The sequence below is a fragment of the Streptomyces sp. Je 1-369 genome (assembly GCF_026810505.1).
Classification (GTDB): Bacteria; Actinomycetota; Actinomycetes; order Streptomycetales; family Streptomycetaceae; genus Streptomyces.
In genome coordinates this window covers 325484-342635 of record NZ_CP101750.1, presented here as the reverse complement: position 1 = coordinate 342635, position 17152 = coordinate 325484, and the positions used below count along the sequence as shown (strand labels likewise).

The 17152-nt window shown below is 70.2% G+C and carries 18 protein-coding genes; 7 read left to right on the top strand and 11 right to left on the bottom strand.

All coding sequences use genetic code 11. The features are described from left to right. Positions 1 to 3: 3 nt before the first annotated feature. Complete coding sequence (locus NOO62_RS01530) at positions 4 to 675, top strand: formylglycine-generating enzyme family protein (protein ID WP_268769063.1); 672 nt, start codon at positions 4 to 6, stop codon at positions 673 to 675. 43 nt (positions 676 to 718) lie between these two features. Here the strand turns inward: NOO62_RS01530 and NOO62_RS01525 are convergent, their stop codons facing one another. From NOO62_RS01525 to NOO62_RS01515, 3 genes are all read right to left on the bottom strand, one after another. Further along, the gene (locus NOO62_RS01525; protein ID WP_268769062.1) at positions 719 to 1102 is read right to left on the bottom strand and encodes a nuclear transport factor 2 family protein; all 384 of its coding nucleotides are present in this window, start codon (positions 1100 to 1102) and stop codon (positions 719 to 721) included. Positions 1103 to 1249: 147 nt separating this feature from the next. After that, positions 1250 to 1846, bottom strand: coding sequence for a DinB family protein (locus NOO62_RS01520; RefSeq protein WP_268769061.1), 597 nt, complete (start codon positions 1844 to 1846; stop codon positions 1250 to 1252). A 105-nt stretch (positions 1847 to 1951) separates the two neighbouring features. After that, complete coding sequence (locus tag NOO62_RS01515) at positions 1952 to 2467, bottom strand: hypothetical protein (RefSeq protein ID WP_268769060.1); 516 nt, start codon at positions 2465 to 2467, stop codon at positions 1952 to 1954. Positions 2468 to 2678: 211 nt separating this feature from the next. Here NOO62_RS01515 and NOO62_RS01510 point away from each other — a divergent pair, with 211 nt between their 5' ends. Together NOO62_RS01510 and NOO62_RS01505 are read left to right on the top strand one after the other, a co-directional pair. Then, positions 2679 to 3698 (top strand): DUF3500 domain-containing protein, encoded by a 1020-nt coding sequence (locus tag NOO62_RS01510; protein WP_268769059.1) that lies wholly within the window; start codon positions 2679 to 2681, stop codon positions 3696 to 3698. A 183-nt stretch (positions 3699 to 3881) separates the two neighbouring features. Continuing rightward, positions 3882 to 4418: an EF-hand domain-containing protein gene (locus tag NOO62_RS01505; protein WP_268769058.1), complete on the top strand. Its 537-nt coding sequence runs from the start codon at positions 3882 to 3884 to the stop codon at positions 4416 to 4418. 77 nt (positions 4419 to 4495) lie between these two features. Here NOO62_RS01505 and NOO62_RS01500 read toward each other — a convergent pair whose 3' ends face one another. The 4 genes from NOO62_RS01500 to NOO62_RS01485 form a co-directional block, all read right to left on the bottom strand. Next, a complete protein-coding gene (locus tag NOO62_RS01500; RefSeq protein ID WP_268775424.1) occupies positions 4496 to 5404 on the bottom strand; it encodes an SAM-dependent methyltransferase in 909 nt (302 codons plus the stop codon). 32 nt (positions 5405 to 5436) lie between these two features. After that, complete coding sequence (locus tag NOO62_RS01495; RefSeq protein WP_268775423.1) at positions 5437 to 6555, bottom strand: zinc-binding dehydrogenase; 1119 nt, start codon at positions 6553 to 6555, stop codon at positions 5437 to 5439. Between the two features lie 133 nt (positions 6556 to 6688). Beyond that, complete coding sequence (locus tag NOO62_RS01490) at positions 6689 to 7444, bottom strand: (5-formylfuran-3-yl)methyl phosphate synthase (protein ID WP_268769057.1); 756 nt, start codon at positions 7442 to 7444, stop codon at positions 6689 to 6691. A 268-nt stretch (positions 7445 to 7712) separates the two neighbouring features. Next, positions 7713 to 9944 carry an ATP-binding cassette domain-containing protein gene (locus NOO62_RS01485; RefSeq protein ID WP_268775422.1) on the bottom strand — a complete coding sequence of 744 codons (2232 nt, stop codon included), beginning with the start codon at positions 9942 to 9944 and terminating at the stop codon, positions 7713 to 7715. 189 nt (positions 9945 to 10133) lie between these two features. On the opposite strand from NOO62_RS01485, the gene NOO62_RS01480 reads away from it, so the two are divergent. Next, complete coding sequence (locus NOO62_RS01480) at positions 10134 to 10331, top strand: hypothetical protein (RefSeq protein ID WP_268769056.1); 198 nt, start codon at positions 10134 to 10136, stop codon at positions 10329 to 10331. A gap of 80 nt (positions 10332 to 10411) precedes the next feature. On the opposite strand, the gene NOO62_RS01475 is transcribed toward NOO62_RS01480, so the two are convergent. Both NOO62_RS01475 and NOO62_RS01470 read right to left on the bottom strand, forming a co-directional pair. After that, positions 10412 to 12991, bottom strand: a complete 2580-nt coding sequence (locus NOO62_RS01475; RefSeq protein WP_268769055.1) for a DUF4132 domain-containing protein — start codon at positions 12989 to 12991, stop codon at positions 10412 to 10414. Further along, the gene (locus tag NOO62_RS01470) at positions 12991 to 13290 is read right to left on the bottom strand and encodes a hypothetical protein (protein WP_268769054.1); all 300 of its coding nucleotides are present in this window, start codon (positions 13288 to 13290) and stop codon (positions 12991 to 12993) included. Before NOO62_RS01470 ends, NOO62_RS01475 begins: the two co-directional genes overlap by 1 nt. Before the next feature lie 192 nt (positions 13291 to 13482). Here NOO62_RS01470 and NOO62_RS01465 point away from each other — a divergent pair, with 192 nt between their 5' ends. Continuing rightward, entirely contained in the window at positions 13483 to 13812 is a 330-nt protein-coding gene (locus tag NOO62_RS01465; protein WP_268769053.1) for a hypothetical protein, read from the top strand. Between the two features lie 49 nt (positions 13813 to 13861). Here the strand turns inward: NOO62_RS01465 and NOO62_RS01460 are convergent, their stop codons facing one another. Further along, positions 13862 to 14212, bottom strand: a complete 351-nt coding sequence (locus NOO62_RS01460; RefSeq protein ID WP_268769052.1) for a winged helix-turn-helix transcriptional regulator — start codon at positions 14210 to 14212, stop codon at positions 13862 to 13864. Between the two features lie 75 nt (positions 14213 to 14287). Here NOO62_RS01460 and NOO62_RS01455 point away from each other — a divergent pair, with 75 nt between their 5' ends. After that, positions 14288 to 14947, top strand: a complete 660-nt coding sequence (locus tag NOO62_RS01455; RefSeq protein ID WP_268769051.1) for an NADPH-dependent F420 reductase — start codon at positions 14288 to 14290, stop codon at positions 14945 to 14947. Positions 14948 to 15198: 251 nt separating this feature from the next. Here the strand turns inward: NOO62_RS01455 and NOO62_RS01450 are convergent, their stop codons facing one another. Beyond that, positions 15199 to 16461, bottom strand: coding sequence for an MFS transporter (locus NOO62_RS01450; protein ID WP_268769050.1), 1263 nt, complete (start codon positions 16459 to 16461; stop codon positions 15199 to 15201). A 98-nt stretch (positions 16462 to 16559) separates the two neighbouring features. Here NOO62_RS01450 and NOO62_RS01445 point away from each other — a divergent pair, with 98 nt between their 5' ends. Beyond that, a complete protein-coding gene (locus NOO62_RS01445) occupies positions 16560 to 16937 on the top strand; it encodes an ArsR/SmtB family transcription factor (RefSeq protein WP_268769049.1) in 378 nt (125 codons plus the stop codon). Positions 16938 to 17152 lie beyond the last annotated feature (215 nt).

Sequence of the window (17152 nt, the reverse complement as noted above, 5' to 3'; positions counted from 1 at the left end):
TCCATGGACGCGAGCGCGGGAAAGATGATCGCCGTGCCGCCAGGACAGGTGACGCTGTCGGACCGGCGGACACAGCGCAGCTGGTCGGTCGAGCTCGCGCCCTGCGAACTCGCGGCCTTCCCGGTCACCCAGGCGCTGTACGCCCAGGTCACCGGCCTGCGTCCAAGCACCGCCCTGGGGGACCAGCTGCCTGTCGACAGCGTTTCCTGGTGGGACGCGGTCCGCTTCTGCAATGCGTTGTCCCGGCGCGACGGGTATGCACCCGCCTATCAACTCCGCCCCGACGACGAAGGCATCGATTGGGACACGTCCGCCGACGGGTACCGGCTGCCGACCGAAGCCGAATGGGAGCACGCCTGCCGGGCCGGCACGACCGGGCCGCACTACGGGCCTCTTGACGAGATCGCCTGGTACCGCGGCAACTCCCACGAGCAGATCCACGACGTGGGCAGCAAACGGCCCAACTCGTGGGGTCTTTACGACATGCTCGGCAACGTCTGGGACTGGTGCTGGGACGTGTACGACGCCGAGGTCTACGGCGCCTACAGAGTGCTGCGCGGCGGAGGCTGGTTCGACGAGCACTGGAGCTGCCGGGCCTCCGCGCGCCGCCGCAGTCACCCGACCTTCCAGGTCGACGACGTGGGATTCCGCATCGCACGTTTCCCCGTGTGCTGATCCAGGTCGCGGCCGTTGTCGCGGCAGTTCTCCCCTTCCCGGTTCAGGCCGTGGGGACGCGGTCCAGGAACCCATGCACGGTACGGATCCGGCCGTCGTCGGCCAGCGTGATGACGTCGAATCCGGCGACGGGCGCGGACCCGTCCGCGGCCGACACCAACTCCCAAGCGAAGCGCGCGATGTCGTGGTGCCCATCGACCGTGCCGGTCCGGCGGAACCGGAAACCGGGGAACTGCTCGTGGGCCCCGTTGATCACGGCGGCGACGCCCCCGTGCCCGGAGGCGTCGGCCAGCGGGTCCGTGTAACTGCCGTCCTCGGTCCACGCGGCGGCCACGGCCTTGTCGATGTTCTCGGTGCCCTCCGCGTTCCAGGCCTCGAAGTAGCGGGCGACGGCGGTCTCGTATGCGGCGGTGTCGTGTGCGGTCATGGCGGGGCAGCCTCCTGTGAGGTGGTTGTCATCTTGCGGTTCGATGACTCAAGACTGCCGCTCGGCCGCGGCGCGGTCGATTACCTCTCAGGTAAACGAGGGGGCTGAACGAGAGGGGTGAACGAGGGGCTGAACGAGGGGGTAACTCTAAGCCTTGACTGGTGCGGTCGACTTAGCGATCGTCCTGGCCGCCTGCTCGATCTTCGCGCAGTGGGCTGCTCGGGCTTCCTCGTCGATCCGCGTCCCGTGTTCGGGGCGCATCCCGGCCCGGCCGTCGAGGCCCTCGCGCAGGATGTCGGCGTGCCCGGCATGCCGGTTGGACTCGCCGAGGACATGGACCAGGATGGCGAACAGGTTCGTGTTGGGACGAGGCTCCGACCACCACGGCACGTGGCCGGGGGCGTCGAGGGGAAGCGCGTTGATCGTCGCGTCGGAGTGCTCCCACGTGCGCCGGTAGAACCCGATGATCTGGTCGCGGGTCTCGTCCTCGGCTGCCCACAGATCGCTGCCGTCGGAGTCCTGCCAGCGGGGGAGTGGTTCCGGGGAGGGGCGGTCGAAGACCTCGCCGAAGTACCGGGCCTCGACGGTGGCCACGTGTTTGACCAGGCCGAGGAGGTTGGTCCCGGTCGCCGTCAAAGGTCGGCGGGTGTCGTACTCGGACAAGCCGTCGAGTTTCCAGAGCAGCGCCTCGCGGTCCCGCCGCAGTCTGCCGTGCAGGTTGTCCTTCGCGAACTCATCGATCATGCGGCATGAGCCTGCCATGGGCTGCTCGTGGTCTCAAGATCTTGTACGTGGTCCGCATCGGCTGGGACCCGTCCCCCCCCGCCCCCCCCCGTCACGCGACCCGCGTCACGCCGAAAGTTCGCCCGTACTCTCAGCCTCCCCCTCCAGGACACCCCTTCGCCGGGCCGCCCTGGCGCGGTACTCGTCCACGAATCCCACCGCGATGAGCGCCACCACCGCTGCGAGGGCGAAGGCGGCCGCCGCAGCGTTCAGCAAGGTGTAGGAGCCGCTCCCCGCGACGACGCTCCCGTCGTCCAGCAGGCAGTCGAAACCCAGCGGAACGTAGGACGGTTCGTGCCCGGCGAGCCGGTCGAGGGCGTCGGGCGGGAGCGAACGGCAGGGAACGGCCGGGGACGACCCCGCGCCGGACTCGGCCTCGCTCGCGTGCCACTGGACCGAGCCGAGCCCGATCGCGTACGTGATGACAGCACCGACCGCCGCCATGCCCGAGCTCCAGCCGAGCAGGTCCCGGGCCCAGTCGGGTCGGCGCCCGGGCAGGGCCACCGACACCAGCTTGACCACGACCGCGATGGCCCAAAGGGGTGCGGCGAGCATCGCACCGTACATGAGCAGGACGAACACACCGGCCGCCTCTCGGACGTTCCTCGACCGAGGCGACGGATCGCCGCCCTGTGCCGCACATCATGCCCGGCCCGCCGGTACCCACGGGCACGAGGTCCGCGGCCGGAGAGCGAGGCCCGGCGCCGCCGGATGACGCACCATGGGTCCCAGGGGCGACATTGCCCCGCGTACACGCACGTACGCGCACGTCGGGCGAGGTGGAGGAGACACGGTGGACGGGGAACCCTGGGCGACGACGGCGAAGGCGGCGGCAAAGGGAGCGACGAAAGCAAAGGCTGCGGCGACCGCCGCGGCCATGCGGAACGCCGCGCACGCGTTCCTGTCCGTCCTGGATCCGGAGCAGGTACGTGCGTTGCGTACGGGCCCCAGTCGGCTGGACGCGCCCGAGTTGCGCGAGTGGACGTACCTGCCGGGTTCGCGTCCGGGGCTGTCCACCGAGGGACTCGACGCAGGACAGCGCGCCGCGGTCGACGGGTTGCTCTCCGCGGCGCACAGCGCGACGGGAGCGGAGCTGGCGCGCGGCGCGATCGAGGTGGAGCGGCACCGCCGCGCCACGGCCGGTGCCGCGGGAGTCCCCGACCGCTACTGGCTGCGGCTGTTCGGCGACCCCGACGGCGAGGCCCCCTGGGCCTGGCGGATGAACGGTCACCACCTCGCCGTACACGTTCTGGTCACGGCGGACAGTGTCCGGGTGACGCCGCACTTCATCGGTGCGGAGCCGNCGCGCATCACGCAGGGTCCACAGGCGGGCCGCCGACTGCTGGGGCCGGAGGAGGACCTGGCCAGGGAGCTGGTCACGGACCTCGACCCCGACCGGCGCGCGGTCGCGGTCTTCGACACCGTTCCGCCGGACGACATCCTGACCCGCGACGACCCGTTCGCCGACCCCGAGCGGCTCCCGGCAGGACTCGCCCACGACGACATGACGCCGAGTCAACGCCGTCTCCTGGAACGCCTGGTGCGCCGCTACCTCGACCGCGCGCCGACGGCGTACGCCAGGCAGTGCTGGGACGACACCGTGGCGGGCGGGCTGGACGCGCTCACCTTCGCTTGGGCCGGCGGCCGCGCGCCGGGGGACCGGCACTACTACTGCATCCAGGCCCCCGACTTCCTCATCGAGTACGACAACACCCAGGACGACGGCAACCACGCCCACTCGGTCTGGCGCCACCTGCGCCACGACTGGGGCATCGACATGCTCCGCGCGCACTACACGGAGCAGCACGGATAGCTTGACCCCGATTTGCCATATGTGCTCACAGTGCAGCCTGTTTGTCACTAAAAGCGAAGAACAGCCACTTTCGGCTCTTCATGACGATTCCATGAGCCGAAACAGCTGCACGCGCCGGGTCGGGTAGCTGCGTCCATGGGGTCGGGCCCGCGATCGGCGGGTCACAAAAGACAGGTGATGCACATGCGAACCGAAGCCGCCAAGAGGGTCGAGCTGGTCTTCTCCCTCTTCGACGTCAACGGCAACGGAGTCATCGACTCCGCCGACTTCGACCTGATGACGGGCCGGGTCCTGGAAGCGGCGACCGCGTCGGACGACGGTGCCAAGGCCGCCATCCGGGCCGCGTTCCGCCGCTACTGGACGACGCTGGCCACTGAGCTGGACGCCAACGGCGACGGCGTGATCACGATGGACGAGTTCCGGCCGTTCGTACTCGACCCCAAGCGTTTCGGACCCACGATCGCCGAGTTCGCCGCAGCCCTCTCCGCGCTCGGCGACCCCGACGGGGACGGCCTGATCGAGCGCCCCCTCTTCATCGCACTGATGACGGCGATCGGCTTCGAGGAGGCGAACATCCACGCCCTCTTCGACGCCTTCGGCCCGGACACCGAGGACCGCATCGCCGTGTCCGCGTGGGACACCGGCATCGTGGACTATTACGCGCCGGACATGGCGGGAATCCCCGGCGACGAGCTGGTGGCCCCCCGAGCCGTCGCCTGACACACCGCGCACACGTCGCCATCGCCTCGCACACTCCGTCTTCCTCGCCCACACCGCCGTAAGCGCTGCGGACGTCGTCAAGGCCGCGGCTTGTGCGCGAAGACCCAACGGTTCCCCTCCAGCGCGTCGTTGGACTCGGGGAGGGGACCACGCCCGTGCCGCCGGGTGAAGTCGAACGGCGTGTGCACCGAGGCCGACCATCCCTTGGCCGTCAGGTCGCCCGCGGAGCCGGGTCGGGGCCCCTGGTCGAAGAGGTGGAGCAGATCGATGCCGATCTGCTCGCGCGTCGCCGTATAGATCGGGCTGTCGCGGTACGCCAGCAGATCCTTCTCGAGCTTGACCTCGAAGGCCAGCGCACTGCCTCCGGTGGTGAGCCGATCCACCATGTCGATGAGGTACGTCTCGACAGGGCCCGGCAGGTAGAAGAGGAGCCCCTCGGCCAGCCAGACGCTCGGCGCGGCAGGGTCGAAGCCGGCAGCGGCCAGCGCGCCGACCCAGTCCGCGCGCAGATCGACGGGTACGGGGACGCGCTTCACCCTCGGGACGGCCGACAGGCTCGTGAGCACCTGTTGCTTGAAGTCCAGCACGCCCGCCCTGTCGATCTCGTGGACGACGCAGTCGGACGGCAGATCCAGCCGGAAGGCACGGGTGTCCAACCCGGCGCCCAGCAGCACCACTTGACGCGTACCCGTGCCGACGACCTCCCGGAGGAGGAAGTCGTCAAGTGTTCTCGTCCGCAGACCGAAGTAGCGGGCGAACCGCCCCCACAGAGGGTTGTCGTCGCCCTCCGGGACCTGTTCGATGCGCACCGGCCAATGGGCGCAGGCGGGGGCGGCGCGTACGAAGTGTTCCGCGTAGGCGTCCTGGGCCAGACTGTCGGGTCGGCGGGTCTCGATCGCCCGTGCCGCGGCGACCAGGAGGGCGGTGAGGCCCACGCCCCCGTCGACGCCGTCCACGTCCGCGTGCTGCGGCGTCGTTTCGGCCATGGTGCCTCCGTCGGCGGGCGTGGTGTGATCGCTCATCGGCTGGTCCTCTCCGGGAGCAGAACGGGTTTGACCACACGGCCCGCTCGGCAGTCGTGTTCGGCTTCGTTGATGCCGGCCAGCGGGTAGGTGCGGATCAGCTGGTCGAAAGGGAAGCGCCCGGCCTGCCACAGCGCGATCAGCCGCGGGATCAGCACGCCGGGCACGGCGTCCCCCTCGCAGATGTGGCGGATGCCGCGGCCCCGGTCGAGCGTCCCGGGTTCGAGAGACAGCGGGGTGTGGAGGCGTGCCACCAGGCCGAGGGTGCCCGTGGGACGTAGCGCGTTGAGCGCGTGGTTGATGAGCGGTGGCGCCGCCGTGGTGTCCAGTGCGTACCGCGCCCCGCCGTCGGTCAGGCGGCGTATGCGTGCGGGCAGGTCGGGGGAGGCGGCGTGCAGCGGTGTGGCGCCGAACCGCTCGGCCAGGGTGAGCCGTTCGGGGTACCGGTCGACGGCGAGGGTCAGTACGCCGGCAGCCGTGGCCGCCAGCACCGCGGCCAGGCCGACGGCCCCCGCGCCGAAGACCACGAGCGTGTCGCCGGGCCCCGCGGCGAAGGTGTTCAGCACGGCTCCGGCGCCGGTGAGGAAACCGCAGCCGAGCGGCCCGAGCAGTTCGAGCGGCAGTGCGGGGTCGACCCGTACGGCGTTGCGGGCCGGAACGAGTGCGTACGCCGCGAACGAGGACTGCCCGAACCACCGGGGAGCCAGCGCCTCGCCGGTCGCGTCGGTGAGCCGCGGCGGATGCTCCTCGCGCCCGCCGAAGAGGTTGAGGGAGGCGAAGGAGTCACAGTAGGCGGGGGCGGCGGCGCGACAGTTCGGACAGTGTCCGCAGGAGTCGAAGCTCAGCACGACGTGGTCACCCACGCCGATCGCGCCATCCGGACCACCCGCTGCCGCTGCCGCCGCCCGTACGACGACGCCGGCGCCCTCGTGGCCGAGGACGGCAGGCAGAGGGCTTCGCCCACCGGAGTTACGTACCGCGAGATCGGTCCCGCACATCCCGGTGCCCGCGATCTCGACCAGGATCTCGCCCTCGGCGGGCTCGGTCCGCAGAAGCACCTCCTCGACCGTGAACGGGCCCTCGTACGAGCGCAGTACGGCCGCCTGGAACTGCACTGGCACGCCTCCTGGGGTTGGTGGACGGGGGGAGGGAGGGAGCGAGACGGGTGGACGCCGAAAGCCGAAGTCGCGGCACAGCCCCCGCGGGCGGGCCGGTCCCCGCCCCAGGCACGGCTGCCCTCGCGGGCGATCAGCGCGCGGAGGGAACGTCGGCGGCGCACTCCCGCGCGTACCGGTCCATCTCGGCCCGGAAGGCGGCCACCAGATGCGGCCGAATCCTTCCTGCATTGCGGTCACCGCCCTCGCAGACCGCGCCCCGCACCCCCACGATGTCCGTACCGATGCGCGTCAAGGGGCCGAGGTCGGCCCGTGCGACACTGCCCGCGAGGGCCGCGCGCAGCCCGGACGCGTGGGCAAGGCGGACGAACTCGGCGCAGACGTCCGGCGGAACGTGGTCGAACAACCGCGTCCCGTCCTTGACCGCGGTGTCAAGCATGGCCGCGTCGGCGCCGGAGCGAGCAGCGATGTCGGGCAGGGCGAGCGGATTGACGCAGCCGATGCGGTGGGCGTCGGCGTAGCCCGAGGCGACGACGAGCGCGTCCGGACGGTGGTCCTTCACCGCCCGGACGACCGCGCGCATGACCTCGATGCCCTGGGCGGGCGTCGTACATCCATAGAGGCCGACCTTGATGTACGTGGCTCCCGAGACGACGGCGCCGAGCGCCGCCTGGGCCACCGTGCCGGGCTTGTACGGGACATCCCCCACGGTCGCGGACACCGGCTTCTCCGCCGGAATCGCATCGCGGATCTCCCTGATGACCCAGGGGAAGTTCGCGCCGAGCGAGCCTTCGTCGGGCTTCTTCACGTCGACGATGTCGAGATGTTCCACCGCCTTCGTACATTCGAGGGCTTCCTCGACACCGTCCGGGGAGACGAGAAGTAACACCGTGACCTCCTTCCGCTGCCCTGCCGCCGCGTCGGCTCGCCGACCGAGGACGCCGAGTAGGCCGGGTGCGTCGGGTACGTCGGGTATGCCGAGGGCAGGGGCCGCGGGTCGCCTGGTTCGTGTGCGGTCCGCTCATCATTCCCGTCGCCCTGGGAGACGGGGAGGCGCACAAAGTGCCCACTGGGAGCGCGAGACTTCCTACGGTGCGCCGTGCACACCGGAGTATCTGGCCGCACGGGCAACGCCCGACCCGGCCGGACGCCGCGGGTTACGCGCCAGCGCCAGGCAGTGCATCTGAGCCGACGTCCGTTTTGCGGTCGGACGGCTGGATGCCGCGGGCGCCGGGAATCGTGGTGGCGGAGGCGGGCGCGAGTCCGTACTGGGCGGCCTGGGCGGTGAACATGCCCCGATACAGACCGCCCTCATGGGACATCAGGTCCTCGTGCGTACCGTCCTCGACGACGCGCCCCTGGTCGAGGACGTAGATGTGGTCGGCCTTCATGGTCGCGGCGAGCCGATGGGTGACGAGCACGACCGCGTGCCCCTGCTCGGCCAGGGACCACAGGCCCTGGAAGGAGGCGATCTCCGCGTGCGGGTCGAGGGCGCTGGTCGGCTCATCGACCAGCAGGAACGGGGCCCGCCGGTACCGGGTTCGCGCGGTACCGAGCTTCTGCCACTGCCCGCCGGAGAGCTGGACGCCGCGTTCGTAGCCCTTGAACACGATCGAGTCCCAGCCGTGCGGCAGGCCCTCGATCAGGTCGAGTACGCCCGCCTCCTGAGCGGCCGCACGGACGTCGTCCATGTCCCGGGCACGGTCCCCGGCACCGATGGCCACGTTCGCGGCCGCCGTCATCTCCCAGCGCGGGAAGTCCTGTGTCAGAAGCCCGACGGCGCCGAAGACCTGAGCACGGTCCGCCTCCCGCAGCCCGACCCGCTCGCCCGACCCATCCGCCCACCACACGTTCCCTTCCGAGGGCAGCAGCAGACCGGCCAGTACCTTCGTCAAGGTCGTCTTCCCCGAGCCGTTCGCACCGACCAGCGCGGTCACCTTCCCCCGGGGGACCCGCACGTTCACACCCGACAGGGCAGGTCCTTCGGCTCCCGGGTAGGTGAACGACACCGCCTCCGTCCGTACCTCCGAGAGGGGCGAGGGCAGCGGCGTACCGGAGGACGGGATGGCATTCTCGCCTGCCACCTTGATGGCGTCCTCCGTGTCAGTGAGGAACAGCAACTCCTCATACAGACGGTTGACCTGCTGCACCAGCGACGTGAGCCGCGCTGTCGAGGTGCGGATGGCGATCACCGCGGTCCCCCCGACGGCGAGCGGCAGACCACCGGTCGCCAGCAGCCACCACAGCACCCCGTAACAAGCCAGCGACGCCACACCGGCGAACGCCCCCGCGACCAGGTCAGTGGACGCCTGCGCCCGGGCCAGACGCCGCTGCTCCGCCTCCGTCTGTCGCGACATCTCCTCGTAGCTGGACAGCAGCTTCGTACCGGCGGCGTGCACGCGGATCTCCCCGGCGGCATGCGGGCGGGTCAGGTAGGCGAGCAGCGACGCGATCGCCCTGCGGTGATCGATCCAGTTCATCCGCGAGAGGTAGTCACGGCGCGCGGAACGTACCGCCCCCCATCCTTTGGGCAGGGCGATCGCCAGCAGCATCGGCAGCAGCGCCCAGTGCAGCGCCGCCAGCACGACCGCGGCCGCGACCATGCCGATCACCACACTGCCCACGCCGACCGACAGCCGCAGCATGCTGCGGGCCGAATCGACGCCGAACCTGCCCGCCTCCAACATCCGCTGGACCGCGGGCCGTTCGGCCGCCTCCGCCTCCACACCGGTGACGGCCGTGTAGTACCGGGCGGAGACCGCCCGCTCCACCTGCGGCTCAAGACGGCCGGACATGGCCGTCGACCAGGCCGCCAGAACCGCGGTGGCCACCGCCGCGACCGCGAGCACCACCAGCGACGGCACAGCGTCGCGCAGCTTGTCCGCGGTGGGACCATCCGCGAACAGCTGCGTGAGGACGCTGTTGACCGCGACCAGCCCCCAGCCGGCCGTGACGCCCTGCCCGAGCTGCGCCGTCACGACTCCGGCCAGCGCCCGCGGGTCCGTCTGCCACCCGGTGCGCAGCACCATGCCCACCATGCGGGGGAGCGCGGCGGCCATGTGCCCGAACTTCAGCCGGGTCAGGGGGCGTTCGTGCCGGACGTAGGACTGGTCGTAGCGCAGACGACCGCCGTACAGCTCCTGCTCCGCGTCCGAGATGGTGTCCGAGACGGTGTCCGAGGCCACGGCCTTCGGGGGGTTTCCGACCTCGTCATTGCCCGGTTCGTCTGACGTCAAAGCGATCTCCCTCGTAGGCGTGATGGCGGTGACGCTGTGTCCAACGACGCCGCTCCCATTTCGAACGCCTGTCTTTCGGACGGGTCGTGAACCCCGCGTTTGAGGGGTTCTCCGAAGGTGTGCAGTGCACCGGGCCTTGCGGCGCAAGAGCATGCGGGTGAGAGCCATTTGGCCGAATGCTGACGCTGGTAACCCTCACCACGGAGCCGGTGCGTCCCGGCGGCGGACGTCCTCGTCGAAGGCAGGCCATGGCTGGTTCGAGGTTCGAGGTGCGTGGGCAGGACGGCTGCGGCACCGAGACCGGCCCGGAGGGCGGCGAGCACACCCGCCAGCTGTTGCTCGGTGCCTGGGCACCGCTTCGTGTGCGGCCTGTCCCTCGGCGCGAGCCAACTGGTGGCGGCAGGCCTCACGACAACGATGGACGCGTGGGGAGCCACCCGGTGCATCGCAGGCATCGTGGTCGGCTACGGCATGCTCTGGTGGCTCCTCTCCGGAAACCTGCGCGGACCCAACCCCATCACCGACGAGAAACGAGGCTGACCCGACCATGCGTGTGAACACCCAGCCTGGCGACGAGGGCGCCCCGAGGCTCGCAAACCCGCAACCCCTTCATAACGAGCTCACAGCTGGCTGCGGATCCTGGGGTCGGTGATCTCCGCGTCGGCGGCGAGCAGCATCGCTTTGCTGAGGATGACCGACAACGTGCGGTCACCTTCGAAGGGCAGATAGCCACCCCCTAGGGACCCGCCCCCCGAGTCCTCGCCTGCCGTGGCTCCGGCGCCGGACGCAGAGGCCGGGACGATACAGACGTACTGGTCCGACGGCGAGCGCAGGATGTTCCCCGAGCCCAGATGGATCTTGTACGTGTGCAGGTCGCCCCGTACGTGCAGGAAACGGCCCTCGACCGAGCACCGGTCGCCGATCGTGAGGCGTGGCAGCAGCCGGGCGATCAGGTCCCGCCGGGTCACGGCGCTCGGGCCGAGGTCGCCGAAGCCGTACGACGTCCAGTACTCGCGGAAGCGGCCACCGGGGCCACCGTCCTGCCAGGTGGGGTCGGCGCCGACGCTGGCCACGCCCACGAACAGGTCGACGTCGCGCAGCACTTCGCTCAGGACCAGGTCGGGTATCTCCTCCAACGGGACCGGCTCGACCGGTGCGCGGCCGTCGCGCAGCCTCATGCGGTACTCGCCGCCGCCCGCGTGAGCCGTGTTCTGCGGGGCGTCGATGGGGTAGAAGCGGACCTGGTCGGTGCGGACGCGGAGGTAGCTGCCCGCTTCGGTGAGGTCCTCGTCCCAGCGCTCGCCGCCATCGCCCTCGATCCAGTACTCCGCGCGCAGCCCCCACTCGGGCAGCTCCTTGACGGCCGGCGGGTACTCGTCGTCCACGCTCAGCCGCAACTGGTTGCGCCAGCCCCTCACCGCGGCCAGGGAGTTGAACTGGTGCTGGCGCAGGAAATGGGCGGCGAACCGGTTCGAGTACGTGCGGGTGGTCCGTTCGGCGTCGGTCAGCACGTACACCTCGCGGTGCGCCTGTTTGAAGGGCTGGGTGATGCCGTGCCGCTCCAGCCGCTCGCGCCAGGCGACGATCTCGGCGGGTTCCCGGCCCACGGGGTGCCAGAGCCGGACCACCGCCCCGGGCGCCGCCCGCACCGGTTCGTCCGTGAGGGTGCGCAGCTCGCCGTCCACGTACCCGCACGGTGTGTCGTCGACGGTCCACAGCAGGCGGCGGGTGAGGGTGCCGAGCAGCGGATGGTCACCGTAGCGTTCGCGCCACGTGCCGTACCGCCACTCGCGGCGGGCGAGGAACTGCCGGTCGAGCCGCTCCACCTGCGCCGAGAGCATCTTGTCGATGTCCCTGACGGCGGCCTTGAGTTCCTTCAGTTCGTCGGAGTGGTCGCGTCGGACGACGGCGGGGGCCGCCTTGACCTGCTTGCCTGCCGCGTTGCGCCACCGCAGCGTGGCTCTCGGCCCGTCGACCGTCAGCTCCGCCTCGCAGTCGCCGATGCGGTGGACCGCGCGGCCGACCTCCGTCAGGCCGTACGAGGGCACGGCGAGCTCGGTGACCTCCTCGCGGGTCAACCCGAGCGCCTCGGCGCGCTTCTCCAGGCCCGTATTGATCATCTTGAGCGTGGTCTTGTACGTGACGCGGGAGGCAAGTCGGGCCAGTTCGGCCAGGGCCGCGTCGCCTTCGGAGCGGACCAGGGCGGCGACGGCCGCGTTGGCCACCTTGGGGTTGCGGGGACCGACGCCCGGGATCTTGCGCAGCGACACCTCGACGAGCGTGCCGAGCACGCGGGCCGCCGCCGGGTGCGCGGGCAGCAGGGCGAGCAGCCAGGTCAAGCCGCGCAGCACATCCGCGTTGTACGGGTCGTACTCCTCGTTCGGCGCGACGGCGTACACCGACCCGTTGAACGGCAGGGTGCGGGGGCGACCCACCAGCGCGAGCCAGGCCAAGAGCGTGTCGCGGACCTCCTCGACTTCCAACGGGCCGAGCAGCGCGCGGGCGGTCTTGTCCCATTGGGCGGTGGGCTTGGCCGACGTGGCGGACACGGTGTGCCGCACGAGTTGGTGCCAGGGGGCGTCCCGCTTCGCGAGGTCCGCGAGGGCTTGGTCGGCCCAGGCCTCACCCGGGTTGACCACGGGGTCGGGCAGCTTCTTCAGGAAGGCCGCGAGGTCAGGTTGGCCGTACTGGTCGAGGCGGGCCGTGCGGCGCAGAGCGGCGACGGCCGTCGCCGGAATAGGGTGCCCCGCCGCCAGTTCCGCGTCGACCAGCGCCATCGCTTCACGCCCCGCCCAGACGCAGTGCACCGTGCCGTGCTTCTCCAGGCGTCCGACCCGTGCGGCGGAGAGCAGGTCGCCCGGCAGGTCGTGGGCGATGACCTCCAGAAGTATGAGCAGGCTCGTGATCGGCTGATGTCCGGTGGGCGGGTCGGCCGCCTCCATCAGAGCGTGCGCGAGCCGGGTCCGGTCGGCCGCGGGCAGGCCGCGCAGGGTTACGAAGATCTCGTCGCCGTCACCGTCCCAGCGGTTGCCGTTGGAAACGGCAGCCCTGAGCAGCTCGTCGGCGAGCTCCGTCATGTCACCCGCGGCGGCGAGGCGCGCGACGGCCGTGACGTGCCGCGCACGGCTCCCGGTCGCCGTCCGGTCGGCCGCGGCGTTGTCTCCTGTGGCGGACGTCAGGTCCGCTGTCGGCCCGGTCATCAGCCACCCACCAGCGGGACGAGCTTGAGGAACGTGACCTCCGTGCCGGAGGCGAGGACGACGTCCTCGTCCAGGTCCGTCACCTGACGGTCGCCCACGAGCACGAGAAGGCCATTACGCCCGAACGCCTCGACGACGCGCTCGAACTGCCCCTCACCATTCGCCTCCGCCCCCGCCTCACGGAACACCCGCCGCCTGATCAACTCACGCAGCGCAAGCCGCTCTTCCTCGACCTCGAACCCACCGGCGCCCCGGCGCTCCCCCGATGTCGTCTCGTCGACGAACGTCACCATTCCCATGCCCAGAACAGTAGGGGCAGCCACTGACAACGGGCCCGAGGCCCTGTTCCGGCCCGCCACGAGGCCGGTTCGACCATCGCGAGGCCCTGGCCCGCATCTCCTCCACTCTCGTCACTGCGATGAGTCAACATGACGGTGTCCCCGAACGGTGACCCGCGCGAGTCTTAGCGGCAGCATGTTGAAAGGAGGGTCATGGCCACTGCGCAACAGGTACAGGAAAAACTGGGAGGAAAACTCCTAGGGGTCCAGCGGGAAGGGCCGGGAGTTCCCATTGAGGTGCAGATTTTCCGGGTAAGCGACGTATTTCCTGTCCTGCTCATCGAGATCGACGTCCGGGTCGCAGACGAGGTCTGGCGTGTGTCTCTGAACTACAAGGGGCAAGAGGCCAGTCTCGTCAGCGGTGACCTTGCCGAAGAGACGGTGGATTACCTCGCTCTGCTCGTCCGGACCCACCTCTTCGAGTGGTGGCACACGAAAGACACCGAGAGGGCGGCCAAGCGTATGGGTACGCGGCTGGAGTGACGTGCAAGACGAGAGAGCGCCGTACCCGGCACCGGGATGCGCCTGGAACTCATCTGCTGTTTCGCTCTTGGGCAGCCATGACCTCATCGCCGTGCTCGAAGGCCCAGGCGCCGAATGCGTCGATCGGGCCGAGCAATGTACGTCCCAGCGCGGTGAGTTCGTACTCGACACGGGGCGGAGCCTCGGCGAAGGCGTGCCGTTCCACCAGACCGTTGAACTCCAGTCGCCTCAGCGTCTCGGTCAAGACCTTGGGACTGATGCCGCCGATGCGCTCGCGGAGTTCGCCCGGACGCCTGGGGCCGTCCCGCAGGCCCCAGAGCAGTACGGCGTTCCAGGTGTTCGAGAGGAGATCGAAGGCGAGGCGGGCTCGGCAATCGGCGAGGTAGGTGTCAGTCGTCACGTACCGAATGGTGCCTGACGGGTTTCCTAATGTCTTTCCGAAAGCGGTTGAAGCAGACGCGGAGAGGGTGGGGCGATGAAGATCGGTGTGCTGGGGACGGGGAACATGGCGGATGCGCTCGCCACGCACTGGGTGCGGGCCGGGCATGAGGTGTTCGTCGGAGGCCGGGACGAGCGGAAGGCGCAACGACTCGCGGCACAGATCGGGGGTGGTGCGGGCCATGGGAGTCTGCACGCGGCGGCGCGTTTCGGTGAGGTGGTGCTGGCCGCGCTGCCGTATGGCGCGGGGGCGGACGTCGTCAAGGAACTGCACGCGGAGCTGAGCGGGAAGGTCCTGCTCGACTGTGCCAATCCGGTCGGGCCCGGCTTCCGGCTGTTGACGGACGGCGGTCCCTCGGCGGCGGGCCGACTTGCCGCGGCGGCACCGGGTGCGCGGGTGGTCAAGGCGTTCAACCTCTGTCACGAGGACGTGTGGCGGATGGCCCCGCCGGTCTTCGACGGTCAGCCCCTCGCGGTTCCGGTCTGCGGGGACGACGAGGCCGCGCTGACCAAGGTCCACGAGCTGGTGAGGGATGTGGGCTGCGAGCCGGTGGTCGCAGGCGGACTGGAACGTGCCGGACTGTTGGAGGCGACCGCCGCGCTGTTCATCGGGCTGTGGGTGGCGGAGCAGGTGGACGTACGGGCGATCGCGCCGCCGTTGGCGTATGCGACAGGCCCGAGTGCTGAAAGCGTGTGAGACGGGCCGGGTCGGCCGTGCCGTAAGGAGTACTTGGCGTCTGACTTTTGAATCTCCACCAGGAGTATTCGGAGTCTGGTTCTGAGCCGCCGCTACGAGTACTTGGCATCTGTCTTTGAACCTCCGCCTGCGGCCCGACAGCCCGACGGGGTTCAAGGACAGGCTTTCAGACCCGCGTGGGGTCGCCCTGGGGCAAGACGCAAGACGCAAGACGCAAGACGCAAGACGTAAGCCGCCGGAACGCCACCCACTCAGACCGGTCGGCGTCGGGTGGCCAGGGCCACCAGGCCGCCGACGACCGCGAGGCCCATCAGCGCGACGCCGAAGATCGTGGCACCGTTGGTCAAACCCACCGCGTCGCTCAGGTAGCCCGCCGACACCGGCAGGATGCCCGCAGGGATGTAACCCCCCACGTTCAGCGCCGCATTGGCCTCCGCCAAGCGCCGCGTCGGCACAGTGGAGTTCAGCAGCGACAGGCCGCCCAGCTGCCCCATTCCCTGACCGGCACCGGCCAGCAGAGCGGAGGCGATCAGCACCGCCACCGACGACGTGTGGACCGCGACGATCAGCGTGATCATGCTCAGTGTGGTGCTCACCGCGCCGACCGTCAGGATGGTGCGCCGCGCGAGGCGCTGTACCGCGAACTGCACTGCCGTGGCCGCCAGGAACATCACGAACGCCATCGCCCCGGCCACCACCCGACTGGTGGTGCCGAGCAGCCCCGACAGGAGCGAGGGGCCCAACGACAGCACGAACGACGTCGCGGTGATGCCCGGCGCGAACACCGCGATTCCCAGGGACAGCTGACGGCCGTCGCCCTTCGGTACGCCCGGCACCCGCACCCAGGACCCCTTCCTCACCACCGCGGGCCGGGTCACCGGCATCCGCCACACCGCCAGCAGCGCGGTGAACAGCAGCACCGCCTCGACCACGAAGACGGTGACGGTCGGTCCGGGCGCCACCTCGGACAGCACCCCGGCCAGCAGTGGGCCGAGTCCCGCTCCGAAGACCATCGCGCACGAGGCGAGCAAGGCGGCGATCCGCTTGCGCTCCGGACCCGCCACGTCCGTCACGGCGGCCATGCCCGCCGAGACGACCGCACCCACCGCGATACCGGTGAACAACCGCGCCACGATCAACGCCGCCACGCTCGCCGCCGTCGCGAAGATCAAGCACGCCAGTAGCGCCAGTACCAGCGCCGGGACCAGTACCGGCTTGCGCCCCACCCGGTCCGATACCACCCCAGACACCAGCAATGACCCGATCAACCCTACGATGTAGAACGCGAAGACCAGGGTCAGCGTCCCCTTGGAGAACCCGATGTCCCGCTGCCACAGCACGTAGAGGGGCGTCGCCGCGTTCGACAGCACGAACACCGCCGTCACCGGCCAGGCCGCCAGCCACACCCACCACAGCGGTGCGAGGGCCCGCTCGCCGACGGCCTTCGTCGTGCCGCCGCCGCCCCGATGCCTCGCATTGGCATCTTGAACGGCGGAGGTCCGGGTCTGGGACATGGGTCTTCCCTTCGGCATCCTGCAGTACGAATCGATTCGAACTTAGCATGCAGTACGATCAGAGTCGTACATAGGAATCGAGTGATGAGGAGTCGCCTGTGTCCACGACCGCGGGTTCCACGCCTGTCGTGAAGGTGCTGCCCGAGCCCGACGGGCTGCCCGAACCGCTGCCGGAACCGAAGGTCGACGACATGCGCCTGGAGGTCGTCCTGGGCGTGCTCAGTGATCCGCTGCGGCTGACGATCGTCCGGAAACTCCTCCTGGAATCAGAGCAGTTCGACCACACCTGCGGCTGGTTCGGCTTCGACCGGCCGAAGTCGTCGCTCACCCACCACTTCAAGGCGCTGCGTGAGGCGGGTGTCACGCGCCAGCGCCAGTACGGCCTCGAACGCCGGAGCCACGTCCGCGTCGATGATCTGAACGCCCGCTTCCCCGGGCTTCTCGAGCTGGTCGTGGCGTGGACGCCGCGGGCCTGAAGCCGCGGCCCACACCAGCTCCCGCGCCCGTCCTGCCACAGCCTGCGTACGCAACCACACCGCCCCCGCCGGGGCCAGCACCGATGCGGCGAGCTTGGTGCGGCCGGCGAGGCACTCACGGTCCTGCGCCGGTACCTGCCCGAGAGTACGACGGCCGCCTCCACCGATCAGGCATGAGGGACGGTGGTTGACAGCGGGCATTGCTCACGGTGCGC